Genomic DNA, 15,908 nt, shown 5'->3' with positions numbered 1-15,908 from the left:
TAAGCCCCTTGCCTGTACCTCATTTTTATGAAAATTGCTATACCTTCTCTTTTATTCCTTGCTCATCGGATAACCTATGCTTGCCGAAATTAAAAGCCTGGCTGAAACTTTTTTACCGCGTTTAGTAGAAATCCGTCGTCATCTCCATGCCCATCCTGAATTGAGTGGTCTGGAACATCAAACCGCCATCTATACGGCTGGAGTCTTATCTTCCTGTGGTCTGCACGTACAAGAGTCGGTGGGCAAAACTGGATTGTTGGCAGAGTTGCTTGGTAAAGGAGACGATCCGCGTCTATTAGCCATTCGCACCGATATGGACGCACTGCCGATCCAAGAAGAAACTAAGCTTGATTTTGCTTCCCGTTATCCTGGGGTGATGCACGCCTGTGGCCATGATATTCACACCACCCTGGGCTTGGGAACAGCGATGGTTTTATCCCGCTTGAATGAACCTTTACCGGGTAATGTGCGTTTTCTGTTTCAACCGGCTGAAGAAATTGCTCAGGGGGCCAATTGGATGGTTCAAGAGGGAGCCATGCAGGACGTTAATGCCATTTTAGGCGTTCATGTTTTTCCGTCTATTCCGGCCAAATCCCTGGGCATTCGTTATGGAGCCTTGACGGCGGCGGCGGATGATTTGGAGATTATTATTCAGGGGGAATCAGGTCACGGAGCTAGACCCCATGAGGCGATCGATGCCATCTGGATTGCGGCCCAAGTGATTACTTCTTTACAACAGGCCATTAGTCGTACCCAAAACCCGTTGCGTCCCCTGGTGCTGACTATCGGCAAAATTCAAGGTGGCCGGGCTGCTAATGTGATTGCTGATCAGGTGCACATGACTGGCACAGTGCGATCGCTGCATCCTGAAACCTATGACAATCTTCCCCAGTGGATTGAAGATATTGTCTCGAATATTTGCCGAACCTATGGCGCGAAATATCAGGTGCATTATCGTCGTGGTGTCCCCTGCGTTCACAATGATCCCGGTTTAAGCAAGTTGTTAGAAGAAGCTGGTCGAGCCGCCTGGGGCAGCGATCGCGTCCAAATTATTACTGAGCCATCGTTGGGAGCCGAAGACTTTTCGATGTATCTAGAACAAACCCCTGGTGCGATGTTTCGTCTCGGTGTGGGCTTTGAGGATCGACCCAATTATCCTCTGCACCATCCCCAATTTGAAGCCGATGAAGCGGCCATTCTGACGGGGGTTGTCACCCTAGCCTATGCCGCCTATCTATATTGGTCAAGTTAATAAGCATAGATTTCCCTTCAGACTGGAGATCAAAATAATCTAGAAAATTTGGGTTAAATCCAACTCGAAATGTGGCAGAATCTCTTCTCCCCATAAAGTCGTTGGCTGTTGTAATATTTCTACAGTACGATAACAACGATAAATCTCAACTTGTTGATTTTGAGGATTAATTAACCAACCTAATTTTAAACCGTTCTCTAAATATTCCTGCATTTTTTCCTGCAATGTTTTAAGACTATCGGTTTTTGAACGTAATTCAATCACAAAATCTGGACAAAGTGGCAAAAAATCATCCTTTTCTGCCGTTGTTAAACTATTCCATTTTTCTTGATTAATCCAAGCCAAATCAGGCGATCGCGTTGCACCATTAGGTAAACAGAAGGCCGTCGAGGAGTCAAAAGCAACTCCGAGTTGATAGCGTTGATTCCAGAGATACAGTTGACCCGCCAGATTAAAATTGCGTCGTCCTGTGTTTCCCCCCGTTGGTGACATGACTAGAATTTCTCCCTTAGCTGTTTTTTCTAGCCTCAAATCTCGGTTAGCCGCAACGATCGCTTTAAATTGAGCTTGAGTGACTTGTAAATTAACGGGTAAGCGAATAGCAGAAGTTTGTAACATCTTAAATATCTAATCCTTATCCTTAGAGTTATAACCCTAAGCTGTTACGAATTTAAATTGCATAACGATTTTGCTGAAAGTCTTGCAACAAGGGGCTTAAGCCCCTTGCCTATATGCGTTTTAGATAGTGAACAGCTTACTTCCCATCATAACTCTCCTCCTCCGTCCATCCTTCTTAAAAAAGTACTTAATTAACAAAATGCCAGTCCCTGGGAGTGATAGCCTAGAAAGGCGAGCTTCTTTGAGGAAGAGTTATGTACTTGCCCATCTTAATGGTTGATGATGATCCCAGCATTTGTTCGCTCGTTAAAGATTATTTAGAAAGCAAAGGCTATGCTGTCCTAACGGCGGGAAATGGGGTAGAGGCGATGCGCTTAATGATGTTCCACCATCCCCATCTGCTAATTTGTGATATTAAGATGCCTCAAAAGAATGGTTATCGTCTGCTGTCTGAACTGCGACAATTACCTGAATTTCGCCTATTACCCGTTATTTTGCTGACGGAATTAGATGATTCAGAAAGTCGGATTCAAGGCTATGAAGTGGGATGTGATGTCTATTTGCCTAAGCCTTTTGATCTAGCAGAGTTATTGGCCATTGTTCGTAATTTACTAGAGCGATCGCAGATGATCCACCATGAGTTACAGTTTCATCCCCGTGATCTTTCCTCTTCTGCCCAGATTCAGGAAGCGGCCCAAGTGTCAATCAACGCTTATCTACAATCCTTCTCCCTAACAACAAGAGAGTCGGAAGTACTAAATTTACTGGCCACAGGACTATCTAATATTGCGATCGGTGAAGCCTTGCATTTGAGTCCTAAAACCGTAGAAAAGTATGTTAGTAATCTATTAAGAAAAACAGATACCCATAATCGGGTAGAATTAGCTAGTTTTGCCCTTAAACATCAGTTGATTTCGTAATTCTGTCAACCTTTGATTTTTGCTTGTCAATCTCGTTCAATCCGTTTTAAACCTTATGATTGCGATCGCTCTGGATGTTAACACTCTACAGACTTTAGATTTATCTCCTGTCACCATGCTTATAGACCAATGGCATTCTACCCAGACCATCCTTGAGCAAGAGAACCAGATACAGTTCCAGATCAATTTTCCCAGGGAAGAAACCGATCCCCGTGAATTATCGGAAATTCCAGAAGTTCGTCTTTGGTTTGTCCGGCTAGACTCGGTTTATCCCTGGTTTCCTTTTTTATTAGATTGGAAAGCGGGAGAACTGGCTCGCTATGCCGCCATGTTAGTTCCCCATCAATTTCATCGTACTGAAGGTATCCAATATAATCCTGAAGCTTTAGAGATTTTTATGATGCAAAAGATCTTTACCCTATCCGATTGGTTAAAAGTGCAGGGAATACCGAGTAATTTCCGTTTAAAATCCCTGGCTCAATTGTTAGGATATGAATTAGAAGAAAGTTTTTTAAATCAAATTTAAGTGGAACTTTTTTGGGCGATCCATTCTAATAAAATAGGATTGACTAATTCCGGTGCTTCATCCTGGGGACAATGGCCAACTCCCACTAAAGGAATAAATTTTTCTACCCTTGGGTAATGGGCTAATTCTCGACCTAAATGGATAGATTCCCAGGGATCTTGTTCACCCCAAAGGAAAATGAGCGGACAGGACAAAAGGGGTAATAAATCTTCCGGTAAAGGGCCTTGAGAATAGTTGATAAAAGCCAGAAAAACCTCAGCAGCCCCTTCATCTAAAGCGGGTTTGATCAATATTTTGACTAATTCATCGGTGACAGCCTCAGGATTGGCATAAGCTTGTAATAAAATTTTTCGTACTGTCTTGGGGTTGGCAATTTGCTGAAAAAAGAAACGACCGATCGCCGGATTATTTAAAACTTTTTGTAACCAGGTGGCTCCTATTTGTCGATACCAGGGCAACTGCGATCGCTTACGATCATGGAGTAAACGCAGAGAACAATTCAGGGCCGCAATTCCTAACACCTGTTCAGGATAATCCACCGCCGTTTGCATAATGACCACACAACCAATGGAATTACCCACCAGAAAAACTGGACAGCCCACTACCTCTCGACTAAAATCTGCAACTAATTGACCCCAGGTAGCAAAGGTATAATCAATTTCTGCTCCTGGTTTCGGTTTGGCCGAGCCACCAAAGCCAATTAAATCCAGGGCATAACAGCGACATTGCGAGCCTAAAACGGGTAAATTTTTGCGCCAATGACCCCAGGAGGCTCCAAAGCCATGAACACAAACGATCGCTGGCCCCGTTTCACCCCATTGTTGATAGGTAATCGGAAAGCCTTGCCAAGTCCAGGTTTGGGTCGCTTGCAGAAAAGTCATGATTAAGCTCACAATTAAATGTCATTACGACTAGGAAATTCCCTAATCCATCGGTCTTCAGTTTAAAACATCAGCATGGCTAGTACTGACCAGAAACATCCTCAAGAAAAACGCGATCGCGAAGTCATTGATCGTTTACTTCAATCCCCACCTGAACCTTTAAATTTAGCTGATTTGGCCCGCCTACGTATTCGCTATAAGAACTTTCCAGGGGCCAGGGCTACGCAACGGGATTTAGACTACATTATGCAGCAATGGCAACTAACGGAGGAGCAACTCTTTGCACAAACTCGTCAACTTTACGCCACAGGACAGGCCTATAAACCACGCAAAACAGAGGAGGAACAGGATTGGAGTTAGAACTGGAGAGATGGGGAGATTTTTTTTAATAGATAATTATCAACTATTGGCGATCAATTATTTACTAATCGGCTTACTATCAACTATTCACTAATCGGCGATCGCTGAAAATGTTAAAATTTATCCATGGGTAGAGTCGAGGTTGGGTATAACCCCAAGCCCCTCTCTGTTAAATCTGGGCGTGCGACTTTCACCGCACCCAGCTTCCGATACATTAGGGGATTAGCCCTTGCTCATGTGCGAGTATTGGTGACAAGATTGGTGTATTGCTACAAGATTCTTGATTTTCCAGTTTCCGTGATTGCCATCAGTATGATGTAGATGCACTTTCTCTTCTCCTATGAATTTAAGTCCACAGGAATCACATGAATGGTTTTGCCTTTTTAAGACTTTAGAGGTGATGTCGTCATAGAGTTTACTGTTACGTTCGCTCCAATATACTAAATCTCCGTCATAAGGTGATTTATTTCCTTTTACGTTGATGTGTTTGTTTTCAGAGTAAGGAACCGAGGGAAAGGCTTTTTTAATCAGTTTGGTGACTGAAGACCGGCTCAGTGTCGGTTCCTTATTAAATACCGTCCATGCCCTGTGATTGATGTGCCAGAGTGAATTTCTAGCACCATCCATCTTGCAGAATTTATGGTATTGTCTCCATCCTCTAACCAATGGGGCTAATTTCTTAGCTTTTACTTTGGCTCCATAGTTCGAGTTATTAACGATATGTTTTACCTTCTTACGAAAAGCCTTGAAGTTATCCACTGAGGGGACACAACGAAACTTTCCGTTGTTTTGCACTTTAAAGTGCCAACCGAGGAAGTCAAATCCATCTGTCGCGGCGGTTGTCTTGGTTTTCTGGGCCAAGCCCCAGCCCAGGCTTTTAATTTACCGACTTCTGCAACAGTATTAGCGGATGTGCGCGTTAATGCGGTAGATGCGAAATTATCCACCGAATTTGGCAAGAAAATTGATTTAAATAACAGTGATATTCGGGATTTTCGTAATTTACGCGGTTTTTACCCCAATTTGGCCAGCAAAATCATCAAAAATGCTCCCTATGAAAAGGTAGATGAGGTTTTAGATCTTCCTGGTTTAAGTGAAAAGCAAAAGTCTCGTTTACAGGCTAATTTAGATAAATTTACTGTGACAGCAACTTCTTCAGAATTAACAGAAGGGGATGATCGTATTAATCCTAATGTTTACTAAAGTTCATTATTGGGATTGCTTGGGTTATCTTAAGCAGTTCTCATTGTCCAAGCTTTAGATAAAATCTTTAGATTCTGTGATTTAAAATTCACTCCTAATTCTAGGTTTTTTTTTTGGTAATTAGAGTCAACAGCGATCGCCTTTTTATTATTCTCCAAACCACTCATCTCTTGTCACCCCTGCTTGACGTAAAATTCGCTGTAATAGTCCTACACTAATATCTCCCTGGTGGGGATTAGGAATAATTATCGTCAGGTTATCACGACGCATTTGAGGATGTTTACTACCAGAATAAGGCCCTTCAAAACCTAATTGACGCAACCGTTGGACAAGGGCAGACCAAGATATGGGTGTTAATTTTGGCATCTTTAAACAGTTGTCAATAGCTGGGTATAAAGATTAAGATTAATATCTGCAATAACGGGAATGCTTAATCCTAAACTCAGGCGTAAAGCCAGCCAATCACTGAGTGCTTCCCGTAAGTCCTGACGACAACTATCTAAGGTTGGTTGATTAGCCCAAACTCCTTGTAATTCGGGAATTTCTCCCCAGTAGGTGTTGTCGTCCTCAATGAGTTCATAGATAGCGGTTTCCATTGCTTTATCAATGTAACTGGCTAACATTTTTCTGCTCCTAAATCAATATTGTCTAGTATAGAGTAAAAATTGGAATGTAGCAGCGATCGCCTCTGAACCTGAATCTAAAGGCGCGATCGCCTCGCCATCTTCTTAGTTAAATTATAAACTGTGATGAAAAATTAATATTTATTCCCAAAACCTAAAAGTTAACAAGGCATCAATATCTTGCTCCAATGGCCATTGTTCTGGAAAACAAAATTGAGGATAGCTATTACGAACAATATCAAGAGCATATTGATAGGAAGAATCAAAAACTTCCAGAAAATAGGGCTTTAAACTAGGAGAATCAGCCAACAAATCCTTGAGAGCTTTTCTCTGTTTGATAATGGATTCCACCCAACCGCGATAACAATCAGGCATCGTTACATAGATACGCTTGAGAAGATGTTCTAATAATTCTCCTAAACGACTTTTTAATTCCCGTTTCTGTGAACGTCCCAAATCTAATACTTCCTCAATTAAATTTTCTACATCTAGCCTATCAAAATTTTTACTGCGTAATTGGTCAACCGTTTCTTCTATCCATAAAAGATAATCTTGCTCATAGGAAGATAGAATAATAGTGCTTGGAGCCATCGTTTTTATCCTAATTCTAGCGTTAAAATTCTAGCATATCTTCTAAGATTCTATGGCAAATTTAAGCGATCGCTGTTAACCCCTACAAACCTGAACCAATCGGGGCAATTAGTATCTTAATAATAAATTAGAGAGAATCAAGAATGTCCTGCTTATTCACTTTTTTATGTGCAGAAATGGTTTTTAGAATGCTATTTAAAGTTCCAATTCTGAGAGGATTATGATTGGGAATACTAATTCTCTGATGTTCTGGGGTTTGAGTATCGAGAATAATATGGCTACCTTGGTAATCGAGAATAATATGGCTACCTTGGTAATGAACAAGGCGATAGTCCCACTGACGACAAAGAACATCTGCTAGAGACGAGCCGTTAAGATTTCTGGGAAGTTTCATTGAGTGACTAATAGTTCATTTTTTACAAGGTGTAATTTGATATTGGGAACTGATGGCTGATCAAAATAGTAGCCTGTAACTGCTTCTAATACATTGACTTTTAATTCTTCCCAGGTATCTCCCTGGGTAAAAATATCCTCCGTTAATCCTTCGGCAACGAAGCCTCCATCTTCTTCTTGAGAGACTTCAATAATAATAGTTTCTTTCATAGGTTTAGATTTCCGATAAAAAATTACATAGTTGAACCTATAGGTGCGATCGCCGTTAATTTTAACTCAGGATGATCGCCCATAATCTGTTGTAAATTCCAAGTATTTTTAAAGAGTAAAACGGGTCTATCCCAGTTATCTTTTACTGTTAAAGTGTTAAAAATTCGTCCAGCTTTTTCAATCGAGGGCCAACCTCCGGCTACCCAACGGGCTAAACTATAGCCCAAGGGTTCCAAATTAGTTTCAACTCCGTATTCTGTAGCCATGCGAAATTGAACCACTTCAAATTGTAATTGACCCACCGCCGCTAAAATCGGTTCTCGACGAAATTCATCCAGGGAATACATAATTTGAATGGCCCCTTCTTCTCGTAATTCCTGAATGCCTTTTTGGAATTGTTTAAATTTAGAAGGATTGGGATTTTTCAGGTAGGCAAATAATTCTGGCGAAAAACAAGGAATGCCCTCATATTCTAATTTTTGTCCCATATAAATGGTGTCACCGATCGCAAATACGCCAGGATTATTTAGACCAATGACATCCCCAGGATAAGCCTCTTCAATGGATTCTCGATCCTGGGCAAATAATTTTTGAGGACGGGATAACCTGACCGTTTTTCCAGTTCGGGCATGGGTCACAGTCATGTCTTTTTCAAACTTGCCTGTACAAACGCGCACAAAGGCGACGCGATCGCGGTGTTTGGGATCCATATTGGCCTGTAGTTTAAACACAAAGCCGGTAAATTCAGGATAGGTGGGTTCTAATTTGCCTAAAGTTGAAGCGCGAGGGCCCGGTTCTAAAGCATAGTCGAGAAAACTTTCAAGGAAAAGTTGCACCCCAAAATTGCTCATGGCACTACCGAAGAAAACCGGAGTCATTTGTCCGGCATGAAAGGCTTCCAAGTCAAAGCTGCTACCGGCTTCATTTAACAACTCTAATTCATCTTTTAGTTGATGATAAAGTTCCGTTTCTAAGCGTAATTCTAGCTCAGGATCCCCAATGTCAAAAATGCTTTCCTGGGCCGCTTTACTGCCATGTTCTTTGCGTTCAAATAGGTGAATTTTTTGGGTTCTGCGATCAAATACGCCTTGAAAGCGATCGCCCATGCCAATCGGCCAATTCACTGCATAGGTCGGTAATCCTAATTCCTGTTCGATTTCATCTAATAATTCCAACGGCTCCCGTCCAGGACGATCTAATTTATTAACAAAAGTAAAAATGGGCAGCGATCGCAACCGACACACTTCAAATAATTTACGGGTTTGAGGTTCTAGGCCCTTGGCCGCATCAATCAACATGACGGAATTATCCGCCGCCGCTAGGGTACGATAGGTATCTTCACTAAAGTCCTGGTGGCCAGGAGTATCCAGCAAATTAATCTGAAAACCTTGATAATTAAATTGCAACACTGTCGAGGTAATGGAAATCCCCCGTTGTTTCTCCATCTCCATCCAGTCGGAAGTGGCTTTGCGCTGACTTTGACGAGCTTTGACGGCTCCCGCCTGGTGAATGGCTCCCCCGTACAGTAATAATTTTTCTGTTAGCGTCGTTTTTCCTGCGTCAGGGTGGGAAATAATGGCAAAGTTGCGCCGTTGTTGGACGGATTGGGCAAGTTCGGAAGGAGCGGCGATCATTGTGGCTGGTCGTTTTCGTGAAAAAATTTAAGTTTAGGGAAGTTTGCTTAAAAATAAAACGGCCTTCTATTCTAACGTTTAAAGGACTTTCAATCCTGGTTATTTTCTCGGCGATCGCTCTTTTTATGTTATTAATTTGACCACCAGATCCGCCCCCTCCATGGCCAGAAACTGTAATAGCTGAAGCAGCGTTAGCCGTTCCTATCACGGTAGTTGTTACAGCAGTCCCTATAGCCAAAGCTAATGTCCAATTTTTCATTTTTGTATTACCTTTTAAAATATTTTTACTAAGTTTGATCGCCGCTCTCAAATCTTAGGTCAAACAACAGCCCAACCCAAAACCAACGGCTACCCAAAACTAATGTTCGCTCTTTCTTTCTGCACAAAATGTAGCCTAGGATACATTTCAATAAGTCTTTACTTCCCTCCCACATCTTTATAATAACGCTAAGTGTCCTAGATTAACCATGTGGTTTAGGATTCAGGTTAAAATTGACAGAAAAATTGGTATGATGCTCAGTTATTTAGCTTTGATTAAAATGGGATAATTGGATGTCTTCTCAATGCTCTAGTTTGTGCCAACCTTTCACCAATTTAATAGCTAAACCTGTTTTAAAATGGGCAGGAGGAAAAGGTCAATTACTAAGGCAAATCATTCAGGCATTACCACCAGAAATTTATCACGGCAAAATTCACCGTTATGTAGAACCATTTGTGGGAGGTGGTGCTGTTTTCTTTTGGGTTGCCCAGAATTGTAATATCTCAGAATTCTATTTATCAGATGTTAATCGAGAGTTGATTCTACTCTATCGAACCATTCAAAATGATATTTATTCATTAATTGAAGCATTAAAGAAAATAGAAACAGAATATTTCTCTTTATTAATTGAACAGCGAAAAAATTATTTTCTAGAAAAACGATTTTACTATAATAAACAACAGCATTGGATTAACTATGAAGAGTTTAATCTCAATTGGATTGAGCGTTCTGCTTCCATTGTCTTTCTGAATCGCACCTGTTTTAATGGACTTTTTCGGGTAAACCAAAAAGGAGAATTTAATGTGCCATTTGGGGACTATAAAAATCCAAGGATCTGTCACGAAGAAAATCTTTTAGCCGTTTCGCAGCTACTTCAAAAAGCCACTATTAAACACCAGGATTTTACTGCCTATCAGAATAAAATTGATTCTCAAAGTTTTGTCTATTTTGATCCTCCCTATCGCCCTCTCAGCAAAACGGCTAATTTTAAAGCCTATGCTCGTTTTAATTTTAATGACCAAGAACAGGAACGATTGGCAAAATTCTACCGTCAACTCAATCAGCAAGGGGCAAAGTTAATGCTCAGTAATTCTGATCCTCATAACATTGATCCGCAGGATAATTTTTTTGAAAAACTTTATGAAGATTTTAGCATTAATAAAATTCAGGCTAATCGTATGATTAATTCTAAGGCAAATCGGCGAGGAGCTATTTCAGAGTTATTGATTACCAATTATTAATTACCAATTATTAATTATTTAGCTAAAACCCTTTTAACCAAAACAAATATAATTAATTTCTTGAACGAACAATAATGTTAACCATGCCAAAGAAATTGCTTTTTTCTTTTTTCTTTTTATTTCTGCTATCCCATCACACCCGATGGGCTTCTGCTCAAATGGCACGGCTAGGCGTTGTCAAAAGTAGTGATAATGCCGGCATTTGGGAAAGTATTGTCGGTCGTTTAACGGCGATTGGATTGGACTATTGCCTCATCGACAGCGATCGCTGGCAGACAGTTAATGACCTTGGAAACATTCAAGTATTATTGTTACCAAACGTCTCCCAAATTCAAGGTTATCAATCCGAAAGTTTAGCCAATTGGCTGGCTCAAGGCGGTAAAGTAATTGCCACAGGGCCAACTGGTGAATTATCAACCCCTGATGTCAAAAAACAATTGCAAGGTTTATTGGGAGCTAGTTGGCAATTTCCCAATTCTCAGGCTATCAGCCTCAAGTTAAACGATAACACAGAATTCGTGAATCTCAGTGTTGATGGTTTAACTACTCCGGTCAGTGGTGGCGTGTTATTGCCCAAACTAGGCGCAAAAACGGTCGCAATCTGGGTATCTCAGGGAAAACCGGCTGCTATTGTAAGTACGAATCAGACAACTTTTTTAGGTTGGCGTTGGGGAGCTAATGCAGTGGCGACTCCTTCCTTTGATCTCCTCTGGTTGCAGGCTAGTCTTAATCGCTATGGTATTAATGCTGGAACGCTCAATAATCAACGACCTCTTCAACCCACCACTATTCCAACTTGTAATGCGGGTCATCAAGAACCGCCAACTACGCCTATCTTGCCAATGTCGTTAAATTAAACGTAAGTCCGTCCTAGAAGACGGGGTTTTAGCCCCGGTTTTTCGATAACTTGTACCATCATAAAAGGTAATTACCCTCTGAAAACTTGCTGCCCATCGACAAATAGAAATTGACCAATGCAAGTTTGACAGATTATGCTCATCGTTACCTCTAAACAAAAATCAATTTAATCTTGTTGGCAATCATCAATGGCTTTCTATCGGATCGTAATTACACCACCACATCCTCAACAGCAGTGGATTGCTTTAAGCCAGGAACAATCTCATTATTTGCAACGGGTTCTGCGCCTTAAAAATGGCGATCGCTTTGTGGCGATGGATGGTCAAGGAAAAGCTTGGTTAGCCGAATTACAAGCCGAAAAAGCCCATTTATTAGATTTTTTGCCGGAATCAACGGAATTAAATATTGCTGTCACCTTACTAGTGGCTCTGCCCAAAGGCAATGGTTTTGAAGAGATTATTCGGCCCTGTACAGAATTGGGGGTTAGCACTTTGATGCCTGTGATCAGCGATCGCACTTTGCTAAAACCCAGTCCCAATAAGGGAGAACGTTGGCAGAAAATTGCAAGAGAAGCGGCAGAACAAAGTGAAAGACAATGGGTTCCAGACATTCTAGAACCTTGTTCTTTTAAAGAAGCATTAATAAATCTTAAGGATTGGGGTTCAGAAGCCTATATCTGTGTTACTCGTAGAGAAAGTCCGCTACTTTGGTCTTGTTTAGAAACTCAACGCCCTAACCGTTTGCTAATTGCGACAGGCCCCGAAGGCGGTTGGACAGATACCGAAATTGAACAGGCGATCGCCGTTGGTTTTAAACCGGTTTCTCTAGGAAAACGCATTTTGAGAGCCATCACGGCCCCAACGGTTGTCATGAGTTTAGTAGCAAATTTTGCAGAATTGCGATAGTTTTTAATTTGATAATTCCTCATGCTAGAAGATCTGGCCGAAGCAATCAAAAATAAACAATACCAACGGACAGCTGAACTGTTACAAGATTTGTCATCCGATCAAAGAGATAATCCCTGGATTCTTTTTTATCAAGCTCGTTTAGCAGAAGGTCTGGGCAATTTAAGCGAAGCTCAACAGGGCTATCGTCAACTACTCGGCTGGATTAGCAATCCTCAACTACTGGCCAAAATTCGTCGTGGCTTAGAACGAATCAAACTGCTGGAAGAACAGGCTGAAAAACAGGTTCTCGATCAACGCAAGGAATTGTTAGAAGTCGCTAAAAGTCAAGATCCAGAACTCGGTGTTTTTGTCCTTGATCCCATTACCTCTGAACAGAAACAAGAAGCCGCAAATATCTTTGGTGAGGTGATGCAAATAGATGCCTACAGCGCAAGATTACAGTTACCCAGTCGGGCTTGGCGACTCTATCGAACCGGAAGTGTCGGAGCATTAAACTTTTATGTTCAAGAATTGCAAGGGCAGGGAATTCCCTGCTTTTGTGTTCCCTTAACCTGTATTTTATCCCTGCGAATTTTGCCGGTTTACTCTCTAGAGGCGATCGCGCCCAATATGGCCTTAACCTACCGTGTGAGCAAAGATCAACGTAGTCAGATTGATATTCCTTGGTCAGCTGTGAGTCAACGGGTGGAAGGATTATTACCCATTTTTGAAGAATGTGTAGCTGTCAGTAAAAATGGCAAAGTTGAACGCAAAACTAAAATTTTAGACTATGCCAAAATGTGCGATCTACATATACCTGAACAAAATATGATCTTACGTTTTTGTGACCAAATCTATGAATTTGATCAAGGTATTTCTCTGATCACATCCTCAAAACCGCGAGAAGAGGGAACTACTTATGATCAATGGCAACGATTATTGGCTATTTTTCAAGAACAATTACCGACAGTCAAGGTTTGGAATGAATTTAAGTTCTTTGCAGAAACCGCTTTGGATTTTAAAGAACTCTTAAAACTGATCGATCCTCATATTCATTTTCTGCGACGGGAAAAAACGGAATGGGACGAGGCCTTTCATCTTTATAGCAGCCTGGCATTCTTTCACGATTAATTATTCCTGCGCTGACGGAATCTAAACTTGACTAACCTTGGAACCGTCCAGATAGTCAGTGAGTCATGATAGAGTCAGGCACAAAAATTCCTATTCTGATTAGCCGAGCCAGGTTGCTTTTTGCATTTCTTCTAATGTACTTATGAAATTAACTTTCCCTTTTAAATTTCTCACCTTGATCGCCGTGATTGGTAGTAGCTCATTCGTGAGTCCAATGGCGAAGGCGGGCCAGTTTGGTGAAACGGCATTGGATCAAACTCAGGTGATTGCGATCGCCCGACCCTACGGTGAAGGAAAATATGACTTGTTGGTGATTGAGCAAATCCCCAAGAAAAAGCAATGCTGGAGCGAAAGTGGTTCTAATCCGGTCATGGTTACGCCTTTGCTCTTGAATTTTGACTTTACAGGTCATTGTCGTCGTTCCACTGATAGTAACGGTTACTCGGTACGAATTGACGGTACGGATTATGGATTGGACTATTTGCTGCGGGTTGTGCCTCGTGGTAGCGAATTAATGTTAGTGGGCACGCCCCGTAATCCTAAGTTACCAGAGTTAATCATTGGTGAAACGCAAGGGCTGAATGCGGGTTTTATGAAAATTATCTTGAATCCTGGCTGGCAATTTACGAAGCGAACCTACAACGGTAAACCCCTGGGTCATTTCTACTTTAGTGGTAGCCAGGCTAATATAACAATCACGCCTTCTAACTCATCCTCCTCATCCCCCCCAGCCCTCTCATCCCCTTCATCCCTCTCATCCCCACCTAGCTCAAGTGTGGAACCCGTTGTTCCTGTTCCTGATCAGCCTATTAATCCGATTGTGCCGCCCGTAACCCCACCGCCAACCCCTAGCAGTAGTTTACCTGCACCCACGTTGAATCAACCCAATACCTCACTGCCGCCCAAAAAAGGGATTCCCAGTGTGGATAAGTTTCGTCAACCCTACTAACTTGAACTCTTATTGATTTTTAACCGCCTTAAATTTCATCATGACGATCGCTCCTCGTGACCGAGAACCCCTAGCCAGTTTGTTGCTCTACCGTGGTCTTAAATGGTCGGTAATTTATCCCCTTATGTTGGGCTATCTCAAGGGAAAAGTTTATGGTTTGGAGCATATTCCGGCCAAGGGGTCTGCGATCATTGTTAGTAATCATGCTAGTTATTTTGATCCGCCTCTATTAGCCAGTGGGATGGGCCGTCCGGTGGCTTTTATGGCTAAAGAAGAACTGTTCCAGGTGCCTCTCCTAAGCTCAATCATTCGTCTCTATGGTGCTTATCCGGTTAAACGGGGTTCCGGCGATCGCGGTGCTATTCGGGCTGCCTTAACGGCCCTGGAGGAAGGGTGGTTGGTGGGGGTTTTTCTGGAAGGAACTCGTACTCCTGATGCTCGCATTTATAGCCCTAAACTAGGAGCAGCGATGATTGCCGCTAAAGCCCAAGTTCCTTTAATTCCGGTTAGCTTGTGGGGGACGGAACAGATTTTGCCATCGGGTTCGGCTTTCCCCCGGCCTGTTCCTATTACAGTTCGCATTGGTGAACCCATTGCTCCGCCGCAAATGGTGAAAAAGGAAAGTTTAGAAGCCGTCACTCATACCTGCCAAACCGTCATTCATGACCTACATGATTTGGGACGTTAAACCAGAGGCATGATTAGGTGGAGGGTAAACTGCGAAGATAGGGACTCAAATGAGTGCGATCGCTGATGGCATGAAAGAGTGGCCCCCGTGAGGACATTTCAACAATGCTGACGGCGGCAACGGGCATGGCAAAGCGATCGCGGTAACGGCCAATATCAATGCCCATCAGATGACAGAGCATAATGCGAATGGTGGCTTTGTGGGAAACAATAAGTACATTACCGAGATCATAGTTATCCTCAATTTCCTCTAGAACATGGGAACAACGTCGCGCAATATCAATGCCCCGTTCGCCGCCTGGCGGTGAATTCCAAGCCGGATCGGTTAACCACTGCATATAGAGATCATGAAAGCGTTCATAGACCTGGGTGGGATGCAAACCTTCCCATTCTCCGTAGGCCACCTCCTTTAAGCCTGAACGCAATTTCATCGTCATTCCCAACTTGTCACAGAGCGGTTGGGCCGTTTGTCTGGCTCGTTGCAGAGGGCTGACATAGATGGCTTGCCAGGGCAAATGACAATAAAATGCAGCAAAGGCTTTCGCCATTTCAATCCCTTCGGGCGTTAAGCCAGGATCGTTTTCCGGCGTACCACAATAGCCGCCCGTCTTGCTATAAGCGGTTTGTCCATGTCGTAAAAAGTAGAGCTTTAAACCCATGAGCCATTACTAACCAAAGATTGAGT

Annotated in this window: 21 protein-coding genes; 11 read left to right on the top strand and 10 right to left on the bottom strand. The window is 42.3% G+C overall.

Features of this window, described 5'->3' with window-relative positions; translation table 11 throughout:
• Positions 1 to 76: 76 nt before the first annotated feature.
• A complete protein-coding gene (locus tag KA717_02805) occupies positions 77 to 1,252 on the top strand; it encodes a M20 family metallopeptidase (GenBank protein ID UXE61880.1) in 1,176 nt (391 codons plus the stop codon).
• Positions 1,253 to 1,291: 39 nt separating this feature from the next.
• Here KA717_02805 and KA717_02800 read toward each other — a convergent pair whose 3' ends face one another.
• On the bottom strand, positions 1,292 to 1,870 hold the full coding sequence (locus tag KA717_02800; protein UXE61879.1) for a Uma2 family endonuclease: 579 nt from the start codon (positions 1,868 to 1,870) through the stop codon (positions 1,292 to 1,294).
• A gap of 254 nt (positions 1,871 to 2,124) precedes the next feature.
• On the opposite strand from KA717_02800, the gene KA717_02795 reads away from it, so the two are divergent.
• Together KA717_02795 and KA717_02790 are read left to right on the top strand one after the other, a co-directional pair.
• Entirely contained in the window at positions 2,125 to 2,790 is a 666-nt protein-coding gene (locus KA717_02795) for a response regulator transcription factor (protein UXE61878.1), read from the top strand.
• Between the two features lie 55 nt (positions 2,791 to 2,845).
• On the top strand, positions 2,846 to 3,316 hold the full coding sequence (locus KA717_02790) for a CRR6 family NdhI maturation factor (protein ID UXE61877.1): 471 nt from the start codon (positions 2,846 to 2,848) through the stop codon (positions 3,314 to 3,316).
• Here the strand turns inward: KA717_02790 and KA717_02785 are convergent.
• Positions 3,313 to 4,197 (bottom strand): alpha/beta fold hydrolase, encoded by an 885-nt coding sequence (locus KA717_02785; protein ID UXE61876.1) that lies wholly within the window; start codon positions 4,195 to 4,197, stop codon positions 3,313 to 3,315. The two genes, KA717_02790 and KA717_02785, sit on opposite strands and share 4 nt — an antisense overlap.
• A 75-nt stretch (positions 4,198 to 4,272) precedes the next feature.
• On the opposite strand from KA717_02785, the gene KA717_02780 reads away from it, so the two are divergent.
• The gene (locus KA717_02780) at positions 4,273 to 4,557 is read left to right on the top strand and encodes a DUF3288 family protein (GenBank protein UXE61875.1); all 285 of its coding nucleotides are present in this window, start codon (positions 4,273 to 4,275) and stop codon (positions 4,555 to 4,557) included.
• A gap of 222 nt (positions 4,558 to 4,779) precedes the next feature.
• Here the strand turns inward: KA717_02780 and KA717_02775 are convergent, their stop codons facing one another.
• Positions 4,780 to 5,316: a hypothetical protein gene (locus tag KA717_02775; GenBank protein UXE61874.1), complete on the bottom strand. Its 537-nt coding sequence runs from the start codon at positions 5,314 to 5,316 to the stop codon at positions 4,780 to 4,782.
• A gap of 93 nt (positions 5,317 to 5,409) precedes the next feature.
• Here KA717_02775 and psbU point away from each other — a divergent pair, with 93 nt between their 5' ends.
• The gene (gene psbU / locus KA717_02770; GenBank protein ID UXE64536.1) at positions 5,410 to 5,760 is read left to right on the top strand and encodes a photosystem II complex extrinsic protein PsbU; all 351 of its coding nucleotides are present in this window, start codon (positions 5,410 to 5,412) and stop codon (positions 5,758 to 5,760) included.
• 147 nt (positions 5,761 to 5,907) lie between these two features.
• Here the strand turns inward: psbU and KA717_02765 are convergent, their stop codons facing one another.
• From KA717_02765 to prfC, 6 genes are all read right to left on the bottom strand, one after another.
• A complete protein-coding gene (locus KA717_02765; GenBank protein ID UXE61873.1) occupies positions 5,908 to 6,081 on the bottom strand; it encodes a type II toxin-antitoxin system HicA family toxin in 174 nt (57 codons plus the stop codon).
• 47 nt (positions 6,082 to 6,128) lie between these two features.
• Positions 6,129 to 6,383: a type II toxin-antitoxin system HicB family antitoxin gene (locus KA717_02760; protein UXE61872.1), complete on the bottom strand. Its 255-nt coding sequence runs from the start codon at positions 6,381 to 6,383 to the stop codon at positions 6,129 to 6,131.
• A 141-nt stretch (positions 6,384 to 6,524) separates the two neighbouring features.
• Positions 6,525 to 6,974: a DUF29 domain-containing protein gene (locus KA717_02755; protein ID UXE61871.1), complete on the bottom strand. Its 450-nt coding sequence runs from the start codon at positions 6,972 to 6,974 to the stop codon at positions 6,525 to 6,527.
• Positions 6,975 to 7,101: 127 nt separating this feature from the next.
• The gene (locus KA717_02750) at positions 7,102 to 7,368 is read right to left on the bottom strand and encodes a type II toxin-antitoxin system HicA family toxin (protein UXE61870.1); all 267 of its coding nucleotides are present in this window, start codon (positions 7,366 to 7,368) and stop codon (positions 7,102 to 7,104) included.
• Positions 7,365 to 7,577, bottom strand: coding sequence for a 2-phospho-L-lactate guanylyltransferase (locus tag KA717_02745; GenBank protein UXE61869.1), 213 nt, complete (start codon positions 7,575 to 7,577; stop codon positions 7,365 to 7,367). Before KA717_02745 ends, KA717_02750 begins: the two co-directional genes overlap by 4 nt.
• A gap of 23 nt (positions 7,578 to 7,600) precedes the next feature.
• Positions 7,601 to 9,211 (bottom strand): peptide chain release factor 3, encoded by a 1,611-nt coding sequence (gene prfC, locus KA717_02740; GenBank protein UXE61868.1) that lies wholly within the window; start codon positions 9,209 to 9,211, stop codon positions 7,601 to 7,603.
• Between the two features lie 552 nt (positions 9,212 to 9,763).
• On the opposite strand from prfC, the gene KA717_02735 reads away from it, so the two are divergent.
• The 6 genes from KA717_02735 to KA717_02710 all read left to right on the top strand — a co-directional run bounded on the left by KA717_02735 (position 9,764) and on the right by KA717_02710 (position 15,224).
• Positions 9,764 to 10,711: a DNA adenine methylase gene (locus KA717_02735; GenBank protein ID UXE61867.1), complete on the top strand. Its 948-nt coding sequence runs from the start codon at positions 9,764 to 9,766 to the stop codon at positions 10,709 to 10,711.
• 74 nt (positions 10,712 to 10,785) lie between these two features.
• Positions 10,786 to 11,568: a hypothetical protein gene (locus tag KA717_02730; protein ID UXE61866.1), complete on the top strand. Its 783-nt coding sequence runs from the start codon at positions 10,786 to 10,788 to the stop codon at positions 11,566 to 11,568.
• A gap of 189 nt (positions 11,569 to 11,757) precedes the next feature.
• On the top strand, positions 11,758 to 12,474 hold the full coding sequence (locus KA717_02725) for a 16S rRNA (uracil(1498)-N(3))-methyltransferase (protein ID UXE61865.1): 717 nt from the start codon (positions 11,758 to 11,760) through the stop codon (positions 12,472 to 12,474).
• Positions 12,475 to 12,495: 21 nt separating this feature from the next.
• Positions 12,496 to 13,587, top strand: coding sequence for a hypothetical protein (locus tag KA717_02720; GenBank protein ID UXE61864.1), 1,092 nt, complete (start codon positions 12,496 to 12,498; stop codon positions 13,585 to 13,587).
• Positions 13,588 to 13,801: 214 nt separating this feature from the next.
• Positions 13,802 to 14,536 (top strand): DUF3747 domain-containing protein, encoded by a 735-nt coding sequence (locus KA717_02715; GenBank protein ID UXE64535.1) that lies wholly within the window; start codon positions 13,802 to 13,804, stop codon positions 14,534 to 14,536.
• Between the two features lie 40 nt (positions 14,537 to 14,576).
• Positions 14,577 to 15,224: a 1-acyl-sn-glycerol-3-phosphate acyltransferase gene (locus KA717_02710; protein ID UXE61863.1), complete on the top strand. Its 648-nt coding sequence runs from the start codon at positions 14,577 to 14,579 to the stop codon at positions 15,222 to 15,224.
• Between the two features lie 13 nt (positions 15,225 to 15,237).
• Here the strand turns inward: KA717_02710 and KA717_02705 are convergent, their stop codons facing one another.
• Positions 15,238 to 15,882, bottom strand: a complete 645-nt coding sequence (locus KA717_02705; protein UXE61862.1) for a histidine phosphatase family protein — start codon at positions 15,880 to 15,882, stop codon at positions 15,238 to 15,240.
• Positions 15,883 to 15,908 lie beyond the last annotated feature (26 nt).

Source organism: Woronichinia naegeliana WA131 (assembly GCA_025370055.1).
Lineage (GTDB): Bacteria > Cyanobacteriota > Cyanobacteriia > Cyanobacteriales > Microcystaceae > Woronichinia > Woronichinia naegeliana.
The sequence above is the reverse complement of the archived record's forward strand: the minus strand, read 5'-3'. Positions and strand labels throughout refer to the sequence as shown.

Bases quoted from the DNA above. Each gene is read 5' to 3' on its own strand.
- KA717_02805 (UXE61880.1), top strand. From the start codon at position 77: ATGCTTGCCGAAATTAAAAGCCTGGCTGAAACTTTTTTACCGCGTTTA.
- KA717_02800 (UXE61879.1), bottom strand. From the start codon at position 1,870: ATGTTACAAACTTCTGCTATTCGCTTACCCGTTAATTTACAAGTCACT.
- KA717_02795 (UXE61878.1), top strand. From the start codon at position 2,125: ATGTACTTGCCCATCTTAATGGTTGATGATGATCCCAGCATTTGTTCG.
- KA717_02790 (UXE61877.1), top strand. From the start codon at position 2,846: ATGATTGCGATCGCTCTGGATGTTAACACTCTACAGACTTTAGATTTA.
- KA717_02785 (UXE61876.1), bottom strand. From the start codon at position 4,197: ATGACTTTTCTGCAAGCGACCCAAACCTGGACTTGGCAAGGCTTTCCG.
- KA717_02780 (UXE61875.1), top strand. From the start codon at position 4,273: ATGGCTAGTACTGACCAGAAACATCCTCAAGAAAAACGCGATCGCGAA.
- KA717_02760 (UXE61872.1), bottom strand. From the start codon at position 6,383: ATGTTAGCCAGTTACATTGATAAAGCAATGGAAACCGCTATCTATGAA.
- KA717_02755 (UXE61871.1), bottom strand. From the start codon at position 6,974: ATGGCTCCAAGCACTATTATTCTATCTTCCTATGAGCAAGATTATCTT.
- KA717_02750 (UXE61870.1), bottom strand. From the start codon at position 7,368: ATGAAACTTCCCAGAAATCTTAACGGCTCGTCTCTAGCAGATGTTCTT.
- KA717_02745 (UXE61869.1), bottom strand. From the start codon at position 7,577: ATGAAAGAAACTATTATTATTGAAGTCTCTCAAGAAGAAGATGGAGGC.
- prfC (UXE61868.1), bottom strand. From the start codon at position 9,211: ATGATCGCCGCTCCTTCCGAACTTGCCCAATCCGTCCAACAACGGCGC.
- KA717_02735 (UXE61867.1), top strand. From the start codon at position 9,764: ATGTCTTCTCAATGCTCTAGTTTGTGCCAACCTTTCACCAATTTAATA.
- KA717_02730 (UXE61866.1), top strand. From the start codon at position 10,786: ATGTTAACCATGCCAAAGAAATTGCTTTTTTCTTTTTTCTTTTTATTT.
- KA717_02725 (UXE61865.1), top strand. From the start codon at position 11,758: ATGGCTTTCTATCGGATCGTAATTACACCACCACATCCTCAACAGCAG.
- KA717_02720 (UXE61864.1), top strand. From the start codon at position 12,496: ATGCTAGAAGATCTGGCCGAAGCAATCAAAAATAAACAATACCAACGG.
- KA717_02715 (UXE64535.1), top strand. From the start codon at position 13,802: ATGGCGAAGGCGGGCCAGTTTGGTGAAACGGCATTGGATCAAACTCAG.
- KA717_02710 (UXE61863.1), top strand. From the start codon at position 14,577: ATGACGATCGCTCCTCGTGACCGAGAACCCCTAGCCAGTTTGTTGCTC.
- KA717_02705 (UXE61862.1), bottom strand. From the start codon at position 15,882: ATGGGTTTAAAGCTCTACTTTTTACGACATGGACAAACCGCTTATAGC.